Source organism: Promicromonospora aerolata, from assembly GCF_042682255.1.
GTDB lineage: Bacteria > Actinomycetota > Actinomycetes > Actinomycetales > Cellulomonadaceae > Promicromonospora > Promicromonospora aerolata.
The window spans coordinates 188,822-212,385 of sequence record NZ_JBHUHF010000001.1 but is presented as its reverse complement, the minus strand read 5'-3'; the positions used below and the strand labels follow the sequence as shown (position 1 = coordinate 212,385).

The 23,564-nt window shown below is 67.1% G+C and carries 18 protein-coding genes; 12 read left to right on the top strand and 6 right to left on the bottom strand.

Going from position 1 to position 23,564, the window contains the following annotated elements; all coding sequences use genetic code 11:
- Positions 1–9 precede the first annotated feature (9 nt).
- The 4 genes from ACFSL2_RS00975 to ACFSL2_RS00960 all read left to right on the top strand — a co-directional run bounded on the left by ACFSL2_RS00975 (position 10) and on the right by ACFSL2_RS00960 (position 3,721).
- Positions 10–471: a hypothetical protein gene (locus tag ACFSL2_RS00975; protein ID WP_377196051.1), complete on the top strand. Its 462-nt coding sequence runs from the start codon at positions 10–12 to the stop codon at positions 469–471.
- A gap of 365 nt (positions 472–836) precedes the next feature.
- Positions 837–1,586, top strand: coding sequence for a hypothetical protein (locus tag ACFSL2_RS00970; protein WP_377196050.1), 750 nt, complete (start codon positions 837–839; stop codon positions 1,584–1,586).
- 525 nt (positions 1,587–2,111) lie between these two features.
- Positions 2,112–2,927: a hypothetical protein gene (locus ACFSL2_RS00965; protein WP_377196049.1), complete on the top strand. Its 816-nt coding sequence runs from the start codon at positions 2,112–2,114 to the stop codon at positions 2,925–2,927.
- A gap of 98 nt (positions 2,928–3,025) precedes the next feature.
- A complete protein-coding gene (locus ACFSL2_RS00960) occupies positions 3,026–3,721 on the top strand; it encodes a hypothetical protein (protein WP_377196048.1) in 696 nt (231 codons plus the stop codon).
- 96 nt (positions 3,722–3,817) lie between these two features.
- On the opposite strand, the gene ACFSL2_RS00955 is transcribed toward ACFSL2_RS00960, so the two are convergent.
- The 3 genes from ACFSL2_RS00955 to ACFSL2_RS00945 all read right to left on the bottom strand — a co-directional run bounded on the left by ACFSL2_RS00955 (position 3,818) and on the right by ACFSL2_RS00945 (position 5,717).
- On the bottom strand, positions 3,818–3,964 hold the full coding sequence (locus ACFSL2_RS00955; RefSeq protein WP_377196047.1) for a hypothetical protein: 147 nt from the start codon (positions 3,962–3,964) through the stop codon (positions 3,818–3,820).
- A gap of 54 nt (positions 3,965–4,018) precedes the next feature.
- Positions 4,019–4,900 carry a 3'-5' exonuclease family protein gene (locus ACFSL2_RS00950; protein ID WP_377196046.1) on the bottom strand — a complete coding sequence of 294 codons (882 nt, stop codon included), beginning with the start codon at positions 4,898–4,900 and terminating at the stop codon, positions 4,019–4,021.
- Positions 4,901–5,228: 328 nt separating this feature from the next.
- Complete coding sequence (locus tag ACFSL2_RS00945; protein WP_377196045.1) at positions 5,229–5,717, bottom strand: hypothetical protein; 489 nt, start codon at positions 5,715–5,717, stop codon at positions 5,229–5,231.
- 174 nt (positions 5,718–5,891) lie between these two features.
- Between ACFSL2_RS00945 and ACFSL2_RS00940 the strand changes: the two genes are divergently transcribed.
- From ACFSL2_RS00940 to ACFSL2_RS00925, 4 genes are all read left to right on the top strand, one after another.
- On the top strand, positions 5,892–8,300 hold the full coding sequence (locus ACFSL2_RS00940) for a type IA DNA topoisomerase (RefSeq protein WP_377196044.1): 2,409 nt from the start codon (positions 5,892–5,894) through the stop codon (positions 8,298–8,300).
- A gap of 170 nt (positions 8,301–8,470) precedes the next feature.
- A complete protein-coding gene (locus ACFSL2_RS00935) occupies positions 8,471–9,370 on the top strand; it encodes a hypothetical protein (RefSeq protein WP_377196043.1) in 900 nt (299 codons plus the stop codon).
- 55 nt (positions 9,371–9,425) lie between these two features.
- Positions 9,426–11,687: a hypothetical protein gene (locus tag ACFSL2_RS00930; RefSeq protein ID WP_377196042.1), complete on the top strand. Its 2,262-nt coding sequence runs from the start codon at positions 9,426–9,428 to the stop codon at positions 11,685–11,687.
- Positions 11,684–15,184 carry a hypothetical protein gene (locus ACFSL2_RS00925; RefSeq protein WP_377196041.1) on the top strand — a complete coding sequence of 1,167 codons (3,501 nt, stop codon included), beginning with the start codon at positions 11,684–11,686 and terminating at the stop codon, positions 15,182–15,184. The genes ACFSL2_RS00930 and ACFSL2_RS00925 overlap by 4 nt, the downstream gene beginning before the upstream one ends.
- 114 nt (positions 15,185–15,298) lie before the next feature.
- On the opposite strand, the gene ACFSL2_RS00920 is transcribed toward ACFSL2_RS00925, so the two are convergent.
- Complete coding sequence (locus tag ACFSL2_RS00920; protein ID WP_377196040.1) at positions 15,299–16,084, bottom strand: hypothetical protein; 786 nt, start codon at positions 16,082–16,084, stop codon at positions 15,299–15,301.
- Positions 16,085–16,280: 196 nt separating this feature from the next.
- On the opposite strand from ACFSL2_RS00920, the gene ACFSL2_RS00915 reads away from it, so the two are divergent.
- The 4 genes from ACFSL2_RS00915 to ACFSL2_RS00900 all read left to right on the top strand — a co-directional run bounded on the left by ACFSL2_RS00915 (position 16,281) and on the right by ACFSL2_RS00900 (position 21,696).
- Entirely contained in the window at positions 16,281–16,733 is a 453-nt protein-coding gene (locus ACFSL2_RS00915; RefSeq protein WP_377200749.1) for a LexA family protein, read from the top strand.
- A complete protein-coding gene (locus ACFSL2_RS00910; RefSeq protein WP_377196039.1) occupies positions 16,730–18,004 on the top strand; it encodes a Y-family DNA polymerase in 1,275 nt (424 codons plus the stop codon). The genes ACFSL2_RS00915 and ACFSL2_RS00910 overlap by 4 nt, the downstream gene beginning before the upstream one ends.
- Positions 18,005–18,190: 186 nt before the next feature.
- The gene (locus ACFSL2_RS00905; protein WP_377196038.1) at positions 18,191–21,217 is read left to right on the top strand and encodes an orotidine 5'-phosphate decarboxylase / HUMPS family protein; all 3,027 of its coding nucleotides are present in this window, start codon (positions 18,191–18,193) and stop codon (positions 21,215–21,217) included.
- Positions 21,214–21,696 carry a GNAT family N-acetyltransferase gene (locus tag ACFSL2_RS00900; protein WP_377183746.1) on the top strand — a complete coding sequence of 161 codons (483 nt, stop codon included), beginning with the start codon at positions 21,214–21,216 and terminating at the stop codon, positions 21,694–21,696. Before ACFSL2_RS00905 ends, ACFSL2_RS00900 begins: the two co-directional genes overlap by 4 nt.
- Before the next feature lie 5 nt (positions 21,697–21,701).
- Here ACFSL2_RS00900 and ACFSL2_RS00895 read toward each other — a convergent pair whose 3' ends face one another.
- Both ACFSL2_RS00895 and ACFSL2_RS00890 read right to left on the bottom strand, forming a co-directional pair.
- Entirely contained in the window at positions 21,702–22,553 is an 852-nt protein-coding gene (locus ACFSL2_RS00895) for a hypothetical protein (protein ID WP_377196037.1), read from the bottom strand.
- Between the two features lie 33 nt (positions 22,554–22,586).
- Positions 22,587–23,555 carry a thiopeptide-type bacteriocin biosynthesis protein gene (locus tag ACFSL2_RS00890; RefSeq protein WP_377196036.1) on the bottom strand — a complete coding sequence of 323 codons (969 nt, stop codon included), beginning with the start codon at positions 23,553–23,555 and terminating at the stop codon, positions 22,587–22,589.
- Between the last annotated feature and the right edge of the window lie 9 nt (positions 23,556–23,564).

Below are 23,564 nucleotides of genomic sequence, written 5' to 3'. Positions count from 1 at the left end.
GTGGTGGCGTTGCCAGCCAACGTCAAGTCGTTGAAGATCGTGCGCGACTTCAAGGAACCCGTGCAGGTGACCTTTGACAGTGCACCAGCGAGGTGCAAGGCACTCGACGAGAAGGCGTACGACCTTCTTGCAGGCAGGCTGGGTCCGCAAGGGCTGCGCCAGTATGCGAGGGCTCACGGCGGGATGATGTCGTTCTTCGAAGCTGACTGGGTGGCCACCCAAACTTGCCTCTGGTACATCAATTACAATGCCGGTCTCAGCCAGATGATGGAATGGTATTGGGTCTCCGGAGCGGAGATAGTCAAGCGGAGGTTTGGCGGCACCGCAGACGTCCGAATCGAGAGCACGAGGCAGAACGGAATCGTGTGGATCGTTAACACTGGCAGGCCCGCAGCGGAATCGCTGGTCAAGCTAGCAAGAGGGTTCGCAGGAAGCCAGGATGGACGCTTCGACGTGAAGGCGAGCGAATAGCACGGATCTTTCATCGCTCGGTGTGAGACAAGTCGGGAGGCCTCAACCGAGGCCACAGTTTAGGTCCCCGGACTCGTCCAAGATGAGGACCGCACCAGGATCCGCAAGCCATGGCGACCGCGTAGGTACGCACGTCGTTACGGGCGCTATCGGCGTCCCTGCTCCGCTGGTAACCGATCGGGTCGGCGCCGGCCACGGGGACCGTGTCGCTGAGGCGAACGGAGCGCTCACGGTGCCTGTCGTGCGTGAGGTCGCGATGCTGCTCGACCGTTGGTGTTACCGAAGCAGGTGGTCAGGCCCTGATCTGCCCACCGTGGGTGGCTCGCTCTAGCCTCTACTGCGGTGACGTCAAGGAAGGCAGACCTGTGAACCGCTGGGCAAGGGCCAGATCATGGTTGCGTGACCGCTACGTGCATTGGCAAAGATCTGGCGCGAACAAAGATCTCCAGCGTCTGGGGTTCGAGGCAGAAGTCCTGAAGGACCTTCAAGTTCCCGATCTCCTGCGGCTGGCGCGCTGGATCACGTCACCGCAGACTCAGCTCGATGGAATGTTGTACTTCGGGATGAGCCTTCTGCTGGCCGTGGTCGTCATCGACGCAGCCCCGACCCCGTACACGGGCGGGGCGCTGCCGGTGCTGCTCGGTGCTGGGCTGCTCGCCTTCGTGGTGACGGTGCTGTCCAGAGGGCTTTCTGTGTGGCTCAACCGGAGCTTTGACTACTACTACGAGTTCGGGCAGAGCGGCGGCCGGATCATCCGCGCCCTGCGACGCACGGACGCGGGTGAGCTTTCCCGCAAGGAGAAGGCTGTCCGGGCCGCTCATGCGTGGAGCCGGACCGGCCGCCGCGGCGGGGTCATGTTCGAACAGCGTCGGGAACGTGTCTTCGCCCTGCTGGCGCGATCGCCTGTGGATGATCCTGCGGAGCGGGAGATCTGCAACGACGTGCGCGCATCGATGCTCGATGCCGTCGTCGGCAAGTTCGATCCCGAGAAGTATCAGGTGCCGCGGCGGACGTGGCACGAGCGGGAGCACCTAGAGTTCCTCACCGCGCGCGTCACGTTGATCGTGACGGTCATGGGGCTGTTCGCCCTGGCCGCATCCTGGTTCGTCCGCTGACTGCCCGCCCGCCCGACCAAGCCAGGATGAGTGCAGCGACCGCAGGCCCTGGTGCGCCGGGGCGACGTTCCGTTCACTGGGCTCGCCCGGTGCGGTCCGCCTGGTGAACGCCGGCCTGGACATGCCGGTTGACCGACGTCGCGCCCGCCGGACACTTCGGCTCTCAGGCTGGGGGCGGATAGGGCGTTATCGGGGCGTGCGCGCGATTGTTGTCCATGCTCACAGATCTGGCTCGCGCTCAGGCTGCTCCGAGGCCTGCTGGCCCGTGCCGGACGAGGTGACACGGCCGTCGGCAGCCCGGTCGTTCTCGGCGCCGCGCGTGACCCACGCCCGTCCCGCACTCAAGGACCGGGCGGGTCGGCCGAGCACGCGAGCTGACTCGGTCTTCGCGCCAACGAGTGGCTGGCATGCGAGAAGGATCAGGTTGACCGCGTCGGTGGCCGGAATTGGATGTCAGTGGTGGTCCGTACGGTGTCACCGAACCTGCCCTGAGCTGGCACCGAGCACGACGACCTGGGAGAGAACATGGCGGTAGCGAGCATCGACAGCAGCGAGGACACCACACCAGCCGCGTGGAGGGAACACACGACCGCGCACCTGACCGGGCGCGGCGTCCATGTCGCCGAGGGCGAAGCGGGCGGAGAGCTGTTGGTGTCGATCTCCCTGGAGCCTGGAGGCTCGATCGGGGCCACCATCGCCATCGTGAACGCCGTTCGACCGACCGTCGCCTTGTGGACGAAGATGGACGGCAGCGACGACGCCGAAGTCGAACAGAGCCTGGCGCTCCTGGGCGAGGACGGCACCTGGCACCACCTGCGCTTCATCGCGGACATCGACCCCGACGAGGACTACGACGACCTCGCGGGCTACGACGACACCGACACGACCGAGATGGACGGCCGGCTGAGCCAGTTCCTGAATGCGACGGTCACACAGGCGGCGGCCGAGGTAGACATCGACTCCTTCCACGACCGCTGGACGCTGGAACGGCGGGTGCACCAGCACCTCGCCGAGGCAGTCGAGAACGCCCCCAACGACCTTCGTGCGGCCTTCGAGCGCCGGGAACGACGGATCGGCGAAACGGTGCGCGAGCGGATCAAGATCGAGGTCGAAGATCTGCACATCAAGCAGATCCGTCACCGTGCGGGCGAGTACGCCCAGGGAATTCTCGACAGCGACCCGAGCCTGCTGACGGCGACAAAGCCCCACCGACGCGGTGTCGTCAATCGGTGCATGAAGCTGGAAGACGGCCACTGCATGACGGTGGACTCGGCCGACGTCGTCGTCGCAGCGCTCGAAGAGCTGATCGCTCGGCGAGGAACCGGACAGTCACTGTTCTGAGAACACTGTTCGACACACACCGACGTAAGACGAGGTAGTAGATGCGACTGGGTCGAACTGGGCAAGGAGCAGACGGTGGGTGGCGGCAACGCCGAGCCGTGACGCTGCTGGCCGGCGTCGGGATCAGCCCGGCGATGGTGGCGCTCCTTCCTCCCGCAGGCGTCCGCCGCTTGTCGGGATGGGCACAGCACCGTGGGTCATGGCTCCAGGTTCTGTTCTCGGTCTACCTCGGCATCATGTACGGAGCGATCCCACCTCTGGCGCTCGATATCGCCGGGACGGGTGTCTTCGCCTTCGCGTGGGCAGTCTCGGGGCTGTCGTTCTTCCTGGTGTTCCTCTTCGCCGCGATGGTCGTTGACGAGATGTTCTCCCGGTGGACCGACAACTTCCATGACTATGGGCAGGCGGGATTCCGGATGATCCGAGCGCTGCACCACATCGAGGCATACAGCCTCGCGCAGAAGGAGACGGCAATCCGAGCGGCTCACGCCTGGCAGCGTCTTGGACGGGCGCGCGGCGTGGATGCCGAAGAGCGCACCCGTCGCGTGTTCGAGTTGTTGGCCGGGCACCCGTTGGACCAGGACGCAGCAACCCAGGTCCGTGACCTGGTCAGGACGGCGCTCGTGGAGACGGCGAGTGGCAAGATCAACCCCGCCACCTACCAGGAACCGCGAGGAATGTGGCACCAGAGAGCCAGGGTCGAACTGGTCAGCGTCTGGGTAGGGTTGGCTGGCGGCGTCTTGGCACTCACCGTGCCGGCCATCTCGCTCCTGCTGAGCCTCCTGGCACGGTAGCCCGCCGGTGCGCTCTGTCCCCCACGCGTCTCGTCCCCAACGGAGCGAGGGTGACCCCTCGGGCGTTAGCAGAGCAGGACCTGCCCGTGCGAATGGCTAGGCTTGCTGGTCCCACAGCCGCCGGATCTCCAAGGATGCATAGATCGCGGCCTGCTCGACGGCCGCGACGGCGTGCTCCAGCTCGTCCAGATCACTCGCGCTGACCACGACCATCCCGGTGGCCGGCAGGAAAGGGCCGCGCATGGCACCGCAGCGGCGGACAGTGACGCCCTCGCCTGGTCCTGCGCCGGACGCTCGTTACTCGGGCCGACCAAGTGGTGGCGACAGGCGCCAGCAGCGACACACCCTGCAATCGGGGCATCCATCGGGCCAGGGGTCCTCGGGTCGCGGAACGCGCCGCTCATCCAGGATCCCGGGGTCACCGCGCCACTGCGCGCGGATCTCCAGGTAGGCGGCAACCTGTAGTCCGGGGTGACGGTTCAGGCCGTAGGGGACATTGGCGACGGGGCGTGCGCGCGAGTAGCCGCGCTCGACCCAGCCCTTGGAGGTCTGGCACTGGTTTGCTTCCATCCGCCACGTGCGGGTTCCCGTGTGAGCGATGAGCTCGTCGAGGGTCGCTGTGCCCGTCTCACGCATCGCGGCCAGGATGACCTCGGCGCACGCCTCAGCATCCTCGACGGCGTCGTGGCAGACGTTGTAGCGCGTTTCCAGCAGTCCCTTCTCGGGGAAGACATGAGTCGAGAGCTCGTCGAGTGTGTGGTTCGCTCCCGATCGGTGCCAGGGCTTCCAGACTTTCTTCGCGATGCTCAGCGAGCAGGTGTACTGGAGAGCGGGCCACGGTGCACCGTGTGCATCAAAACCTGCGCGAACCCGCGCGAAGTCGAGGCCCGCGCCGTGCGCAACGACGAGCCGCCCAGCGATGATCGCGTCGATGGCTGGCCATGCGTCGACGATGTACGGCGACCCGGCGTAGACGTCCTCAGTGAGCTGCTCACCGCGGAGGAACATGTTGTCGTAGTGATGCCCGGTCCCGGTGAAGTGCCAGGGGCGGCCCACGACGCGGAACCAGAACCCATGCCGGGCGACCACAACCCTCTCGCGAACCTCGACGAGTCCGAGCCGCAGAGGAAGCCGACTGGCATCGGAGTACTCCAGATCGATCGCGACGAACGAGTCCATGCCCCCAACTTTCGACGCAGCACCGTCGCTTTGCCAGCCCAGTGCGGGCGGTGCTATGCCCAGAACGAATGATTGGCGAGTGAATGCACGTCCCCTTGGCAAGGAGTCGGTGTTCGGTGAAAGGTGTGTACGCGAGACCCGCGCGCAGGTCGCACGATGAGGGTGTGGAGGTGCGCGACGTCGTCGTCGGCCAGGCGTACCGGGTCCGGGTGCCGACGCGGCTCCCGAGCCCGGCAGTTCCCGGACACCGCCTGCACGAGAGTCTCTCGGCGCCAACCCCGAGCGGCCCTGGCCCCTCGGTGCCTTACGTTCGCGGTCGTCCAGCGCTTCAGGATCGGGCGAGCCGGTCTTCGAGCAGATCGTCACGCAGCTGCGAGAGCATGTACCACTGCGGGCCCTTCCTTTTGCACGAGACGTAGTGCTCGTGCTCCTGGCCGTCGTACTCCCAGTCGAGCACGAGCTCGGGTCGACGGAGCACGCCGTTGTCCTCGTCGACGAATGCTCGTAGCTCCACCCGCACACGCCGCTCGCCTGAGGGCACGAGCAGCACCGCGACGTCCCCCTCGTAGCTGACGGTCACTTCACGGGCCAGGACCCGGCGCGCTTCCGCAGTGCTGATCTCGCCACGGTCGATGTCGACGACGTTCTGACCGCCGGTCTCGGTCTCCCACATATCGATGCTCGCGATGAGCGACGCGCAGCGGTCGGCAAGTTCCTGCAGGTCGGTCTCGCTGGGTGGCCAGCCAGGGACGCGCAGGTCCGCGAGCACACCACTGAAGTCCTGGGGCGAGCAGAAGAAGTCGTGATCGGCGGTCAAGGGGTGAGCTCCTGGGCGGGATGAGCGGGTGTGCCGGTCAGACGCTATCCCAGCATCTCGGCGGCCAGGCAACCGGCGCCGGCGTGCCAGCCGGCCCGGCTCCGACCATTCGACATCTATTCGATCACCTATCAAATCATCATTCGGATTGACCTATCGGATAGGATGGCACTCGTGCACGAGTCGTCGACGAGAGGCAAGCGCATGACGGTCGGGATCCTCACGGAGAAGCCGAGTGCCGCGCGACACTTCGCCCAAGCACTGGGCGGGACCAGCGGGACGTACAAGGGCGAGCAGTTCGTGATCGCGCATGCGCGCGGCCACCTCTACGAGTTCGCCGACCCGCACCGGATGGTCAGCGACCCAGATCTCGCGGTGAAGTACGAGAGGTGGGACCTGGGGAACCTGCCGTGGGATCCGGACGAGCTCGACTGGAAGCTCGAGGTGATCAAGGACGCGAGGTCGGTCGCGCACGAGGTGAAGCGGGCGCTGGGCGGCTGCGACGAGATCGTGGTCGCCACGGACGTCGACCCGACCGGTGAGGGCGGGATGATCGCCGTCAACGCTTTCCTCGAGCTCGGGCTGAGCCCGAGGACCTGGTCGCGGATGTACTTCACCGACGAGGCCCCAGCTTCTCTGCAGAAGGCATTCTCCGCGCGCAAGACGATCCCGTCGCTGGTCGATTTCGACGAGTACCGGAAGGCGCGCTACCGCTCGCAGTTCGACCTGCTGTCCATGCAGTTCACCCGGGTGGCGACGAACATGGCACGCTCGTCCGGACAGGATCTCGTCCTGCGCCAGGGCCGGCTCAAGTCGGCGATGGTCAAGCTCGTCGGCGACCAGCTCAAGGCGTACAACGACTACGTCAAGAAGCCGTTCTTCCAGGATCGCTTCCGCGACGAGAACGACGTGATGTACACCAACCCGGACGAGCCGCGGTTCGACCGGTCGGACCAAGTACCGGCCCAGTACACGGCGTCGCCGGTTGTGCTGGACGGGACTGCCGAGAAGAGGACCGCTCCCCCGAGGCTGCTCGATCTCGCAGCCCAGTCCTCGATGCTGGTCGGCAAGGGTGTGAAGGCGAAGCTCACGCTGACGACGTACCAGAAGATGTACGAGGACCAGGTCGTCTCCTATCCGCGCACCGAGGACAAGACGATCACCCCGGAGCAGTTCGACGAGCTCTCTCCCCTGGTCGATCAGATCGCCGGCGTGGTGAACGTCGATTCGGCGCTGCTGACGCATCGACGGCCGCGACCGACGCACGTGAAGCCGAAAGGCGCGCACGGCGCCAACCGGCCTGGTCCGACGGTGCCGGGCTCTCTCGACGAGGTCGAGCGCAGGTACGGCACGGCGGGACGGCTCATCTACGAGACGCTCGGGAAGAACTACCTGGCCATGCTCGCCGAGGACTACCTCTACGAGCAGCAGAAGGGCCACGTGCAGAAGTACCCGGACTTCGTCGGGATCGCCAACGTGCCCAAGAGCTTCGGCTGGAAGGCGGTGTTCGACCCGGACGCAGGCGACGGTTCCGCCGAAGGCGCCGAGAACGAGAGCAGCAAGGGCCTGGGCCGCAGCGCGGACCCGTTCATCTTCGAGGGCGCGAACAAGCGTCCCGAGCACCCGAGCATGAAGTGGCTGATGAAGCAGCTCGAGAAGCGCGACGTCGGCACCGGTGCGACGCGCACGTCGACCTACTCGGAGGTCACCAACGACCGCGCGAAGTACCCGCTGCTCGCGGAGAAGGGCACGAAGGTCACGCTCGCGCGGGCCGGCGAGCTGAGCTGGTTGCTGCTGCCGGGCACGCGCATCGGTGACCTGGGTCTGACCGAGAAGGTCTACCAGGACATGCGCGACATCGCCGACGGGAAGACCACGGCGCAGGAGTGCCTGAAGGTGGTCGCTGGCTGGGTGCGCGAGGACATCGCCACGATGCAGAAGAACGCCGCGACCATGCGCGCCGGCCTGGGGTTGAAGGAGAAGCAGGTCTCCGCCCGCGCGGAGGGTGTCTGGCAGAACGCACCGGGCGGGCCGGCGAACGTCGCCTTCAAGAAGATCTGGTCGGGTCACGAGTTCAGCGACGACGAGGTCGCACGGCTCTTGATGGGCAGGATGATCTCGTTCTCCGCTACGACGAAGGCCGGCCGGACTTACACCGCGACCGGCGCGCTGGCACTTCAGACGTACAAGGGCCGGAAGTTCATCGGGTTCCAGCCCGAGGTCCCCGACAAGCCGACGAAGTGGTCGGGCCGGACCTTCACGCCGGACGAGGTCAGGGCACTGCTCGCGGGGCAGGTGCTTGAGATCGACGACTTCGTGAGCTCGAGGACGGGCAACGCCTTCGGCTGCAAGGTCCGCTGGGACACGAGCGCGAAGAAGATCGTCCCCGACTTCGGATCCGACGACCAGCCGCCGCTGTCGTGGTGCAAGCACACGTTCACCGACGCCGAGAAGAAGAGGCTCGCCGACGGCGAGCGGATCTTCGTCAAGGGCTTCACCTCGAAGCGAGGCAAAACGTTCGACGCCGAAGTCTCGTGGAAGGAGGAGAAGGGCAAGAAGAAGATCGTGCCGGCCTTCGGGTGAGAACGTGCGGCACCACCGCCCCGGGTGCGGTCGAGACCGCAACCGCCGAGTCGCATCGCGATCGAGTACTCAATCCACCTGAGACACGGCGCTGCCTGTGCCCCAGACGCATATGGCCACCCCCGGCCGGTCACACCCGGTCCTATCGGTGAAGGACGAAGGAGAGTCTCATGGCGAAGACGTCGTACAAGGTGCCCAGCAGCCTCAACCGGTCCTTCCTCGACCACGAGATCACCCTGAGCAAGGGTGGCTGGGCGGCCAGGCCGTCACCGTTGAAGCAGCTGTTCTTCTTCGGTGGGGGCGCGCTCATGCTGCTGTGGGTGACGACTTCGACGTTCGTCTCGAGCTCGGGGCCGGTCTCCATCACGCTGTTCGTGATCTGGGGGCTGCTGACGATCGTCTACTTCGGTGGGCTGACGAGGACGAAGGAGCTGCGCGTCATGACGGTGCCCGCTCTCCTGACGTACCTGCCGGCGAGGGCCCGTCACGTGATGACCCGTCGCAGCTCGAACCCCTCGGACTTCTACTCCATCGTCGGCATCCACGGGATCGACGAGGACGGGCGGATCCATTTCGCCGACGGCGGCGAGGGCCAGGTGTACCTGGTCGTCGGCTCGGCGAGCTACTTGCTGTTCGATGAGGACCGGATCCGGATCCTCGACCGGGTCGACGCCTTCTGGCGCAAGATCGACACGGCCTGCGAGTGGTCGTTCATCACGACGAAAGAGCCCCAGCGGATCTATCACCAGGTGGCGAATCTCGAGGAGCGCAACCAGGCCCTCGAGGTCCGCGACCCGGATCTCGTCGAGCTGCAGAACGAGCAGTACGACATCCTCACGCAGCACGTCGGCGGGAAGTTCACCTCGATCCACCAGTACTTGCTGCTCAAGGGCAGGAGCGCCGACGCGCTACGTCGTGGTCACACCGTTCTCCAGGCCGAGCTCGAGGGGTCGGTTCTGATGATCAAGGAGGCCACGTTGCTCGACCGCGAAGAGACCGAGCCGATGCTGCGGCTCTTCTACCAGGGCGTCGACGGCGCGGCGATCACGCCCAAGGCGTCGCTCGGCTGATGTGCACCGAGCTGACCCGCACGACCATGAACGAACGAAGGACACCATGGCGCTGATGACCACGGTCCGGCGGCAGCTGGGCATCCCAGGGAAGAAACAACTCGCGACCAACACGAACGAGCCCGTCGACGTGGCGGACGAGAACCCGCCCACGGACGACGCCGCACGGCGTGAGGCCAAGACGGCGGACGACAAGACACCCGAGCGGGAGAAGGGCTGGTGGCGGCGCCACCAGGAGATGCGCGAGCTCCAGGGCATGTTCGACGCTTACCCCCACCTGCTCGCGCTCAAGCCGAAGGAGAAGTACCTCTTCCGCTCCGACTACTTCGAGGTCGACGGCTCGGCCGCCTGTGTGCTCGCGTACTTCCACGACGACGCGTCGCACGACCGCTTCGCGGCCTTCTGGGGCATCGACCGGATCCCGGACGGCCTCGACGACCGGGTGACCGCCGTCGTGCTCGAGCAGGTGGGGCGGATGAGCGACAAGTGGGTCGACTCGTTCACGAAGCAGTCCGAGAAGCTCGACAGGCTGGACGCCAACGAGCAGGCGGAGACGGGCACCACGTCCTCGAGGCGCAAGGCCGAGAAGATCTCCTCGGACCTGGAGGTCACGATCGGCGAGATCCAGGACGGGGCGAGCTATCTCTCGGTGCACAACCGGCTCTTCCTCAAGGCTCCGGACCTCGAGACGCTGGACGACTCGATCGAGCGCGTGACGCGGCTGTACATCGACCGGTTCGGCACGCTCCAGGCTGCGCCGTACGCAGGCGAGCAGCGCCAGGAGCTCTCCGGCCTGTTCAAGAACAACGAGAAGAAACGCGGTCGCGGTTTCCATTTCACCTCGACGGAGCTGGCCGGCTCGTACTCCCTGGTGACCAATGGGCTCAACGACAAGGGCGGCGAGTACGTCGGCTACATGGTCGGTGACGTGAACAACTCCGCGGTCCTCATGGACGTCAACGCCTATGACCACCATGTCGTCATCGCCGACGCGACGCTCAGCACCTTCCTCGACCGTCAGCGAATCTCGGGCATGTGGTGCTCCAAGGTCAGCCAGTCGGCCCTGCTGAACAACGGTCAGGTCGTCCACCTCGTCCTGGACGCGACGGACCTGGACCGGCTAGGCCCGAGGTTTGAGGGGCTGACCTCTCGAGTGGACCTGAACCAGGGCGACGTGAACATGTTCGAGATGTTCGGCAACCAGGACGACGAGCTGACGGTCTTCGCCGCCCAGATGGAGAAGCTCAAGCTCATGTTCGAGCAGCTCTACGAGACCTCAGACGGTGCGATCGGCTCGATCATCCGCAGCGCCCTGGAGGACACGGCCACCGACTTCTACATCGAGCAGGGCATGTGGAGACACAACGCCCAGGAGCAGCGACACCGCCTGCGCGTGGTGAACCTCCCGCACACGCAGGTACCGCGCCTGCAGATGTTCGTCTCCTACCTGAACACCGCGCACAAGGCACTGCTGAGCTCCGCGAAGACCGATCCGGACCAGCTGCGGGCGTACAACGTGCTCAAGGGCCTCGCAGCCGCGATGCTCAGCACGAACGGCGACCTGTTCAACAACCACACCGCCAGCACGGTCGACGGTGTCCGGGACTCCCGCCGCGTCGTCTACGACTTCTCCCGGCTCATGCGCCGCGGCAAGGGCGTGGCCATGGCGCAGCTGGTCAACATCATCGGCTTCGCCGTCGGCACGCTCGGCCCCGGCGACACGGTCATCATCCACGGCACCGAGCACGTCGACGACCGGGTGAAGAAGTACATCAAGGACCAGTTCGACCACATGCACGAGCGTGGCGGCCGGGTGGTCTACAGCTACAACGACGTCGACAAGATGCTCGCCGACTCAGACTTCAACGCCTTCGACGCCGCCGACTACACGCTCTTCGGTCCGATGCGCGACCGCACGGTGGCGAACTACCAGAATCAGCTCCACCAGCAGATCCCACCCGATCTCGCCCAGCTCATCACGAAGAAGGGCCTGAACCTCACCTACCTGCGCCGGGACGTCTCCAACGTCGTCTTCCACCTCGACCTCGCACTGGGGATCAACCCCTACCGAGAAGCCCAGCGCAGGCGGGTCCGGCTCGATGCGCAGAGGGCCGCGGAGGCGGCGCGGGTCGAGGCGATCATGAAGGACGAGCCGGTCGCTGGTGCGAACCTCACCAGCATTCGAAAGCCTGACGAGAGCCGTCCGCACGTGCACAGGACGCCGCAAGGTGACGGCACGGGGAAGACCCTGGCCAAGCCGCCGGGTGGCGCGCAGAAGGCGGATCAGAAGCCTGCGCGGAAGCTGGTCGGCCCATGAGCCTCGAGAAGGTGGGGAGAAGCGATGTCCGGGCGATCCCGACCGCGCCGCTGGCGTGGACGCGCGGGGGCGGTGCGGACCGTCACCGCGCACGCATGCGGGTGCTCGTCCTGGTGATCATGGCGGCGCTGCTCGTTCCGTTGCTCATGGCGGTGTCCTCCGGGCCGGCGCACGCAGCCGAAGAAGAGGAACGCGACAACTACAGCCTCTACCAGCTGGCGTCGAACGCGGCCACGTACTTCAGCGAGCAGAACTCGCCGGAGACGAACGGAATGAGCCAGGAGTGGCGCGAGGTCACGAGCAACCCGGCCGCGGGTGGCTCCATGCTCGGCTACGCCGACCCGGACTTCAGCGTGGGCAACATCGTGGGCTGGTTCTTCGCCGAGGTGTCTGGCTCCTCGCAGACCGTCCGGTACGACACCCTCAAGGCCAACGACGCGAGCCAGGAGGGCGTCGACACGTACGCGGGCATGCTCGACTACGCCCACTTCGGTGCGGCGAATGCCGATCTCGGCCTGGACACGATGTCGTCGGGCATCGGCGGTCAGATCGTGAGCGTGATCGGCGGCTCGGCCATCTGGATCCTCTACGCCCTGGCCCTTGCCGTCGGCACGCTGTTTTTCGTCATCATCCAGCTGCTCAAGCTCATCAACCCCTTCATGTGGTTCTACCAGGCCGTCGCCGGCGTCGCGGACGCCGGCGGCAACAGCGGCAGCGCGCACCAGCAGGAGCTCGCCGACGGGATGACCGGAGGTGACGCCGGCGGTGGTGCCCTGGCCGGCCTGCAGCACTGGATCAGCAGCTGGTACGGCCTGCTCGTCGAGATCTCGTGGCAAGCCCTTGTGCCGCTGTTCATCGCCTTCCTGCTGATCGGCCTGGTCCTGTTCAAGAAGATGGACCGGGGCTCGGCGATCAAGAAGCTCGTCGTGCGCATCATCTTCATCGGCGTCGGGCTGCCTCTGATCGGGTCGATGTACACCTCGGTGCTGGACAAGTTCGACGACTCGATGCTCGGCCAGCACGCCGGCCCTACCCGTGTGGTGCTGAGCACCTACGTCGACTTCAACGCCTGGGTGATGAACGACCGCCTCGGGATCCCTCCGAGCGCGTCGATCTCCTGGGACGGCGAACAGGCGAAGCCGGAGTCGATGATGTCGGTGCGCACCAGTGCGCTGGCGATCAACGCGCAGTCCCACGGGTCGACGTTCGACGGCATCGACGTCGGGACCAAGACCGACGACGCCGAGACCGCCTGGCGCAGTGGCACGGTCACGATCGACGACTCCGCATCGGACGACTTCCGTGCGGTGTTCGCGACGTTCGGGATGATCAACAGCTACATCACGAGCACCGAGGTTGCTGCGTCCGATTTCGAGTCGGGGATCAAGAGCTCGATCACCCAGCTGGACGTGGACTCCGACGTCAAGAAGGACTGGTTCGTCACCGACGCCTACGGCGATCCGGACGGCTTCGGTGAGGGCGAGGACCCCACGCAGCATCCGGTGATCGCCACCGGCGGTATGGAAGGGCTGTCCTCGGACAACCCGGGCGGCGCCACGAAGACCTTCACCACGTCGACCACGGCGCGCGGCTGCGGCTTCACCGTGGTCCAGGAGGAGGCTCCTGCGTCGTGCAACCTGTCTCCCCTGGCGGCGTACAACTACCTCAACACCGGCTTCGGTGCCGACTCACTGACGATGTACTCCTCGAACAACGCCACCAGCGGGTTCACCCGGGAGAACCACATGGCCGTCAGCCAGGTGGGGACGGGGCCAGCGAAGTTCATGTACTGGCACAACGCCGCGACGGTCCTGGGCTGCATCGTCCTGCTGGGCTTCTGGTACGCGATCGGCATGCTGGCCGGTGCGGTCAAGCGGACGTTCAGCCTCGTGGCGGCGGTCCCCTTCGCCACCCTCGGCGCACTCCAGGCGATCAGCAAGGTCATCGTGTACTCCGCGGCGCTGATCCTCGAGGTCGTCGTCACGCTGTTCCTCTACCAGTTCGTCTCGGAGTTCCTGATCTCGGTCCCGGGCATCATGGCCGGGCCGGTATCGAGCTTCATGACTCCGAACGGGCTGCTGGGCAGCCCTGCTCTGGGCGGGATCGTCGTGGTGGTCCTCACCCTGATCTCCTCGCTGGTGATCATGGGCGTCACCTTCGCACTGCTGCGGGTGCGCAAGTCGGTGCTCCAGGCGATGGACGAGGTGGTCACCAAGCTCGTCGACAAGTTCCTCGACACGAACACCTCACCGAGACCGGACCAGGGCGGGATGCTGCCGGCCCTGGCCAGCGGCATCGGCGCGGGCGCCGGAATGGCCGCGGGCCACAAGCTCGCCTCCGGGTTCGGCAGCAAGACGGGCGGGCCGACGTCTCCGAACCTGGGCGGCAAGCCCCGCACCGGGGCGGCGTCCACGAACGCCGGCGGCACCAACGGGGCACCGGAGGCTCTGCGCGCGGGCAACCAGAAGCTGGCCCTCGAGGGCGGCACCGGGGCACCTCACGGGCCGGATGACCCGAACGGCCCGTCGCCCGACGACGGTCCCGACGGCGCAGGCTCGGGCGGGGACGTCCCGGGACAGCCGGGCGGCAGTGGACCGGCGGGTGCCCAGGGGGCATCCGGTCAGGACGACGGGCCGGACCGCAACGGTGGACGCCTGCAGCTGACCAGCGGCTCGGCGGGCAGCTCGCACTCGGCCAAGGAGGCGGCACAGGGCCTGAGCAACCAGGGCGGCCTGTCGAGTCTCGGGTACAGCTCGGGCAACGGTGTCGCCGAGGACCGGAGTCGGGGTCGCACCGACAGCCCGGCTCCGACGAGCGGAGGTCGCAAGGGGACCGCGCGTCATGCAGCGTCCACGCAGCTCGGTACCGATACGCATCCCCCTTCGCAGAGCACGGACGGTCACAGGACCCCGCAGCGCTTCAGCGCTGGTGACGCTGGTCCGGCACCGAAGACGAAGCGCGCTCCGGGCACCCCGAGCGGGCCGGGCACGCCCCGTACGCAAGGTGTTCCGGGCACGCCGTCAACACGGACCACGCAGGCTCACCTGGTGCCGAGGCGGATCGACTCCGGCAAGCCGGGTGTTCCGCGGCAGAATTCGGTCGGTCCGCGACCGGCCGGAGCGCAACATCCGCAGGCTCCGGCCCAGTCGGACGCAGCACGTCAACCGTCCCCGCAACGCTCCAGCAGCAGTGGCACGGAAGGTACAGAGACTCCGGTTCGCCTGCAGGCTCCGGCCCGGCGTTCACAAGAATCGGCCCAACCCTCGATTCCCGTTCCGGCCGCACCTCCGAAGCAGCCGGTCCGGGGCCGCCAACCCCCGCTCCGGCCCGTGTCGAAGGTAGCTACGGCGCCGGACTCCGGCCAGGACCATGTGCAAGTCCCGACGCCACCGCGAAAGGTCGGGGAGCATGCTCAGCCGGGCTCGGAGACCCCGGGGCCGGAGCGGAAGCGCGCGAACGGGCGCGGGCGCGACAAGCAGCGGAGGTCGAAGGATTGACCGGCTGTGGCGACCCTGATTGTCGTCACGACTGGCCAAGATTCAGAGTACACAGAACCCCGCGGGCATCACGTCCGCGGGGTTCTGTCTTCTCGAGATCGGGGATGTTCCGACTCAGAGCATCGGCGCGCTGCACAATTCTTCGTACGTCGCCAGCATCTCGGCCACCTTCGGATCGCTCCTGGGGAAGAACTCGCGCGTCGGGTCGTTCCCGTTCGTCAGGTCGATCCGGCCGTTACCCCCGTGCGCCAGCATGCCGGTGACACCGGAGTCGTCGTCCCAGGCGACCTCCAGGTCTGACACCGTGCCTGACTTCGTGGTCACGATTTCCTGACAGGTGGCGACACGGAACGTGACCGTCGTGCCACTGATGGCCAGTTCGGCAACCTCGTACTCGGACGAGACGCCGACATAGGTTCCGTCCTCGATCGAAGTCGAACCATCCGTGGCAGAGCCTGAACCGGCATCCCCCGTACCAGCGCAGCCCTCCTCGTGATCGGCACGGACCGCATTCCCCGCGTCGGAACCCTCGCGGGCGAAGGTCTCCCAGCCGCTGATGTCGATCGCGTTCTCGGTGATCGTGACCTCGCTGCTGTTCTCGAACCGGCCGGGCTCCGTCCACGCGATCGCGGTCTGACCCTCGTTGAGCTCGCCGACGCTCCTCTCGGCGTCGTCGAGGTCGCCGTCGCAGTGGATCTCCGTGTACGTCACCGAGCTGCCCTCGACGACGAGGCTGAGCAGATCATCGCTCTTCGTGCTGAGGTACTCGCCGTCCGCACCGGAACCACCGCCTCCACAGGACGCGAGCAGCAGGACTATCCCCGCCAGCCCGGCGGTGGTCGCGGCGATCCTAGGACGCGTCGCGGGGCCGTCTGCAAGGTTCTCGAACATGCGTCGCATTTCCACTCCTGTGCCAGGTTTCTCAACCAGGATGGCAGATCCATTTCTCATATGCACCAACCACAGACGCATTCATCGACGCTGCCGCCTCGGAACGACACCCCCGTCGCTCGCTGACCAGCATCGTTGTCCCCGCTCGACGTTCCCGACATACACTCGAACGCATGTACTACCATCGACCGTTCCGGGAAGCGTGATGTACGCCCTGTCGCCACGCCCAGCCTGCAGCGCCATCCTCAGCCCCACCAGCACCAACGCGCTGCGGGTCGCGCCGGTCTCCGTCGCCGCGGGGTTCCCCTCCCCCGCGCAGGACTACTACGACGGGGCGATCGATCTGACCGAGATGCTCGTGCACGACCACGCGGCAACGTTCATCGTGCGAGCTGCGGGCGACTCGATGACCGAGGCCGGCATCAGCCACGGCGACGAGCTCCTCGTCGACCGGTCCAAGACACCCCAGGACGGCGACGTCGTCGTCGCCGTCCTGGACGGCGAGCTCACCGTCAAACGCCTCGAGGTCAGCCCGCGCGGCGTGGTGCTGCGGGCCGAGAACGCGAACCACCCCGACATCACCGTGCCGGAGCTGTCCGACCTGCAGGTCTGGGGCGTAGTCACGTACTGCATCCACCACCTGCGGGGTCACCGGTGATCGCGCACGTCGACGTCAATAGCGCGTACGCCAGCTTCGAGCGGGTCTTCAACCCTGCCCTGGAGGCTGTGCCCCTGGTCGTGCTGTCCAACAACGACGGCATGGTCGTCGCGGCCTCCCGCGAGGCCAAGGCGCTCGGTCTCGACCTGGGCAAGCCCTGGTTCGAGCTACGGCCCACCGCCGCCCGGTCCGGCATCGTGGCCGTATCGAGCAACTACGAGCTCTACGGCGACATGTCCCGCCGCGTGATGGAAGTCCTCGAGCGCTTCACCCACGACCTGGACGTCTACTCGATCGACGAAGCTTTTCTCACCGTCGACCGGCGCACCGCCGCCGATCCCGAGGCGATGACCCGGCTCGGGCACGACATCAAGAACACGATGCGCCGCCTGCTCGGCGTGCCGGTCTGCGTCGGGATCGCCGAGACCCGCACGCTGGCGAAGCTGGCCAACCGGGCTGCGAAGAAGATCGGCGACTTCGACGGGGTGTGCGTGTGGCCGGCCATCGACACTGGTTGGCGCGAGAGGTTGATGCGGGCGCTGCCGGTCTCCGAGGTCTGGGGCATCGCCTCGCGCCTGGAGCGACGGCTCGGCGGGCATGGCGTCCTGACGGTCTGGGACCTGGCCACCGTCGACCCGGCGCACATCCGCGCACTGTTCAACGTCGTCGTCATGCGCACCGCGCTGGAGCTGCGCGGTGTCGCGTGCATCGGGCCTGAGGAGGACCGAAACGGGAAGAAGCAGCAGATCATCGTGAGCCGCTCGTTCTCCGAGAAAGTCACCTCCGCCGTGACCATGCGCCAGGCGCTGAGCATCTACGCCCAGCAGGCCGCGACCCGCCTGGTCAAGCACTCCCAGGTCGCCCACACCCTGACCGCGTTCGCCGGCACCAGCCACTGGGCCCAGGACAGGCACCACCCGACGGTCGCGGTCCGTCTCGCGTTCCCGACCGCCGACCCCGTCGAACTGACCCGGGCGGCCCACCGCCTCCTGCCTCAGATCGTCGAGGGTGCCCGGTACGCGCGTGCCGGGCTGCTGCTCACCGACCTCACCCCCGCCGGCGCGCAGCTCCCCTTCGAGATGTTCCGCTCCCGACACGAGGACGCCGGGATCGCCACCCTCATCGACCGGGTGCAGAAGAAGACGGGCAAGGACTCCCTGGGGCTCGGCTACGGCGGATTCCGGCCCGGCCCGTCCTGGCAGATGAAACGCACCATGCTCACTCCACGGGCAACGACGAACTGGGCCGAGCTCACCACCGTTCGAGCGTGATCCGACTACGGTCCACATCGTGCGGCGAGCTCGTCGGCAGTCGCCAGCGAGACGCCGACCTACCCCGGTAGGTTGGCTATCGCCGCAGTGGCTCTGCATTTTCTGGGCGCGATCTGCGCAGTGCCGCGCTCACGCAGGCACGGGGCCGTCGGCACGGTTTGGTAGCCCAAGTCCGGAGGGGGACTGATGACCTCAGTTGTGGGGCGGTGGACCGGGCGCGAGCTGAAAGTGCTGCGCCTGGCTCGTCGGTTGAGTCAACGCCAGTACGCCGCCCACCTGGGGCTGAGCGACGTCGCGCTGTCCAACGCCGAGCGCAAAGGCCCTGAGGCGGTTCTCCGGATGGAGACCCAGCAAATCCTGGACACGGATCTTGAGCAGGCGTCCGAGATGGTGCTGGAACGGTTCTGGCTGCTCCTCGAGGAACGAAACGACCCGGATCTGGCCGCTGCTTCGACTGCTCGCACCCTGTCTGCAGCGACCTCGCCCGCCTGGCACGTGCCGGACGAGGCTGGAATGGCCGTTCTTCAGGATTTCGTGGGGTCCGGTTCACGCGTGTTCGTGCTCAATGGCCTGGCGGGAACCGGGAAGTCCATGCTGGTGCGGTCGGTTGCGACCGGCTTGTCGGCGACGGCGGACGTCCAGATCCATCCGGCCACCGCAGCAACGCCGACGGACCTCGCCGCCGACATCCTCCGGTACGGCTCTGCCCCGGTAGGCACCGACGCCCTGCTGACCCTGGAAGGTGCGGCCGAGTCCTTACTCCGTCCCCTGGTCGTAGTGGTGGACGGCATCAACACCGAGGCCACGCTCGATTCCGTCGGACGAGCGGTCGACGCGATCCTGCGCCAGGCGGCTGCGCCTGCTCTCCGCTTCGTCCTGGTGATCCGCACTCCCCCGACACCGGACCTTTCCGCCTATCCGTTGCTGACCGCGTCGATGTTCCGCCCGAGCTCAACAGCTTCGTACACGACCTCCTTGTGGTCCCCATCGACCGCCGCTCAGGCATGGGAACAGGAGCCACGAGCGGATCAACCGGCGTTCGCGGATCTGCCGCCTCAGGTCCAGGACTTGATCCGGTTGCCGATGTTCATGAGCTTGCTGCGCGAGGGCGCGGTCGATCTTCCCGTGCACAACGCCGGTCCCTACTTGCTGATTGACCAGTGCGTGCGCGCGATCGTGCAGCGATCTGCGCTCAAGACCGACGACGTGATGCGCGTCCTAGGTGACGCCGCCGCCGCCGACCTCAGTACCCGCCTACCGCAGCTCCGGCCCTGGCTCTCCCCCGCCACCGGCCCCAACCTGTTCCAGGCTCCTGCGGAACTTGCGCAGCGAACGGCCGGCGGGCGCGTCGAGTTCAGCCACGACCTCGTGCGGGAGTATTTCGCGGCCACCAACTTTGCGCATGTCACATCCGAACGAGGACGGGGCCAGCTCATCGAAATGATCGGTGTCTTGTCGGACGCGGCCGACACCAGCGCCGTGGCCGCCGGCCTGCACCGGTTCTTCGTCATGGCCGTAGACGACGGCGCACCTGGGACGCTCTCGGCCGTCGCGCTCGCTCCGGCTCTCGCCGGTACGCCCGCGATGGCACGCCTGCTCGACGCTGGCAGCGACGGTGCCCGTTTCACCACTCCTGAGGTGCTGCGCTCGTGCGCCCGTAGCTGCGCCGGTGATCCGGAAGCTCTCCCGGTCGTTCTTGCGCTGTTGCGCCACCGATCGTTGCCTACCGCGCTGGGCGGCAGCTGGTTCACCTGGCTGACCGAGGTTCTGCACGATCACGGGTCGACCATCTGGCCCGATCTCGCCCGGCATGTCGAGGCACGATTCGATGCCGACTCGGCCACACAGTTCGTCCAGGACCGCGTCCTTGACACCACCGAGGTCGCAGCTTTCCTCGCCCACCACGTGAGCCTGTTCATCACAGCCGACGATCGTGCCGGCCTGGTCACCCGCCTCTTGCTTCATGCGGACTGGCGTGTCCGAGCAGCCGTCGCATCCGGGCTCAGCCAGGTCACGGCCTCGGCTCCTGCCGTCGTACGGGGCCTTGAGCATTTGGTTGCCGATCGGGACTACAAGGTTCGCTCCGCCAGTGCCCAGCTGCTGCGCACCGCTCCTGACCATGTCGCGTCCGCCGTGCTCTCGACACTGCTGGACGACGACGTCTGGTACGTACGGGCTCGCGCACTGGAGGAGCTCTCGCGCCGTGAGGATCCTACTGACCTGGTTCGATCCGCCTTGGCTCGATGTCGCTCCCGAGAGTCGTGGCGGCGGGCTCCTCGGTACGTGCGCGACCTGCTGGATCGGCTCTCGTTGCTGTGCGACGATCCGGCGAAGGTCGAACAGGACGTGGTGCCACCGGCCGCGGTCCGATTGGTGCGGGAGATCCGCACTGGTGCACTGTCAGTGCCGACCGCGCGCGCCTCTCTGCTCGCAACCGTCTCTGCCCGGTCAGGTGCCTGGCTCGCAGTCCGCGAGGGAAAGGCCTTGGCCGCGCAACACGCTTCGCACGATGAGGAGCCACAAGGTCTGATGACGAGCGAGGCCTTCCGCCGGCTGCGCGACGGCCGCCATCTCCAGGTCGCCCTGGACGTCTCCGACCTGGACCTGGCAGTAGCCGTTGCGCAGGCCGCCGCCGACGCTGGAGCGAGGTTAATCGAGGTCGGTGACCCGTTGATCAAGGCCAGTGGCGTCTTCGCCATCGAGACCATCAAGCGGGCCGTACCCGACGCGCTGGTGGTGGCCGAGATGATGTCGTCCGACTGGGGCCGCGACCAGGTGGAGAACGCCGTCGAGCATGGTGCAGATGTCGTCCTGCTGATCGGGCCGGCCAGCCGGGCGAGCGTGGCCGCGGCCTGTGCCGCCGCCCGACGACTGGGCACGTCGATCCTGCTTGACGCCCCGGCCGAACGACACTCCGCGGAATGGGTGCGTGAGATGGCGCGTGCCGGCGTCGACGGACTCGTAGTCACCACCAACATCGACCTCGGCCCCGGGGGCCGAGAGCCCTTGCTGCGCGCCCGGCAGATCCGAGCATGGACGCAACTGCCGGTGGCTGTCTCGGGCGGGTTCACCGCGGCCGACCCGTCTGTGGTCACCAGCCCGGACTGGGACATCCTGATCGCGGGTCGCGCCGTGACCGAGTCGGCCGATCCCGGCCGGGCGACCGCCGCCCTGACCGAACTGTTTTTCCCGCCTGCTGAGAGGACCTCATGACCGCCACTGTCACCCCCCTGACCGTGCCGATGATCAACGACGTGATCGCGCTGATGGACCAGGGCGCACCGTTCATCACCGCGCGCACCGCATCGGACTACTGGGCGTACGCCACGCTGTTCTCCTCGACCTGCCCGGTCGCGCACGTCGACGGCGAGCTCGCCGGAGCCGTGATGGCGTTCCGCAGCCAGGACGAGCCCGACCAGATCTACGTCCAGGACGTGATGGTGCACCCGAATCACCGGCGCAAGGGGATCACGTCGGCGCTGCTTGGCACCGTTCGCGCACAGGCAGCGGCGTGGGGCTGTGCCCGGTTGTGGCTCACCTCTGAGCCGGACAACCGGGCCGCGGATGCGGCCTGGAAGGCGCTGGGCTGGTCGAACGTCCCTGGCGACCAGGCGGTCGACGGTGTCCAGGTGGTCTCGGACTTCAAGGGCCCGGGCAAGGACCGCGCGGTGTACGAGCTGCTGCTCGCCTGACCCGCTCAGGCTTGCGAGCGCGGGCGGCGGAGGGCGGCGGCGTGTTCGTGCAGCACTGGCAGGAGCGGATCGTTCGGGGTGTCTTCACGGCGCCAGATCTGCTCGGCGACAACGACCTGTTGTGCGTATCGACCGTGCTCGCCGTCCAGGACATCGGCGAAGTGAGCTCGGACCTGGACGGCCAGGTCTGGCACGAGCAGGCTGTGCACGAGCAGTGTCGCGGCGTCGTAGCCGACCGGGCCGCTGCCCCAGCCTTCCCAGTCGAACAGCATCAGGTCTCCTCCGGCGAGATTGGCCCAGTGCACGTCGCCATGGCAGGTCGCCCACGGATAGTCACCGGCGACTGGCTGGCCGAAACGGTCGACGACGAGCTGGCTGGCCCAGATCGGGCCGATGGTGAACCGATCGGTGGGCACCGTCGCGACGGTGCCGAGCGCGCCGCGCAGAGTCGTCCACCACCCCAGGTGCAGAGGGCCGGAGAGCGGCGCAGGTACGGCGGCCGTTTCGCTGAGGGGATCGACGGTCGCGTACTCGAACATCTCGGCGGCGTAGCGCCAGGGGCGCGTTTCCCACTCGTCGCGCAGCAGCAAGCGAGGTCGGGGCACGGTCGTTGGCAAGGCCCGCTGAGCGGCGGCGTTCCCGTGCCAGAAGGTCTGGGCGATCTCTCCGATCCGGCCGCTGGCTACTCGTACCCAGGCGACCGTGTCGCCCACGGTGGCGGGGCCGGACAGGGTCCTGCCCCGCCACCCCCAGATCCGCTTGGCCTCTGGCCTGGGTTGGCCTCCGAGTCGGTGGGTCGCGACGTCGAACGCGGCGGTCATTCGGTATCGGGTCTGCGGGTCGGGCAGGTTCGGCAATGCCGGCGGCGTAGGGGTGTGCGGCGGCAACGCTCAGTCCATGATGGCGAGCCGGGCGGCGTGGGCCCAGACTGCTTGCTGTTCGGCGGTGAATCCGACGCGGTTCCAGCAGAAGATGACCGCACGGGCTAGGACCTCCCGCAGACCGGTCTGGAGTCCGCCGCTGCGGTGCAGCTCCACCAGCCGGTTCCCGGCGGTATGCATCCCGGTGGCCCACGTGCTCAGTCCGGTAAAGCGAGGGTCGTTCTCGATAAGGACGGTCAGGTCCGCGGCCAGGGGCTCGCGGGCGTTCGTCGCGAGGGCTGCGGCTTGGTCAGCGGTGATCGGTGCTGGGGGTCGCTGGGACTCAACGCGCGCCCATACGTCCCCTTGCTCGGTCCATTCCAGGCCTGCTGCCCGCATCAAGTGGGAGAGGACCATGAGGGAGGCCACCGACCGCCCCGGGCCGTCGTAGGTGGGGACCGCGGCGGCGTCCAGGTAGGCGAACAGGCCAGCGGCGTCAGCGCGATGGAGCTCGTGGACTGCCTCGATCCCGTCGGGGCCGCCGAACGCGGTGGTCTCTGGTTCGTAGATTGCTTCGTCCCACCGGCGCAGCACGCCGCCCTGCGTCATCTCCTCCAGGGCTGCGCGCAGGCCGTCGGGCACGCCGTGCGTGGCCGGGTATCGCAGCCTCCAGCAGGGCGTCTTGCGGACGAACCACCATGGCTGGCTCTGCAACGTGGGCCACAGGCCCTTGCGGAAAGCGTCCTCGGCTTCGGCGTAGTTCGTGAACTCGACGTTGATCTGTGCCCACCCGACCGTTGGGGCCAAGGTGGCCAGCCCGGCGGCTCGGTACCGGTCGGCCGCCCGGGCCAGGTGGTCGATGCTGACCCCGGCACTCTGTGCAGCGGTGTCGGGGTCGGTGCCGCTCAGGTAGGCCAGGATCGCATTCTCGAGCGAGGACTTCTCCACAGTTTCCCTTCCGAGAAGGTGCTGTTCCAGCTCGTGTGCTGCTGTCGTCATGGGTGTCTC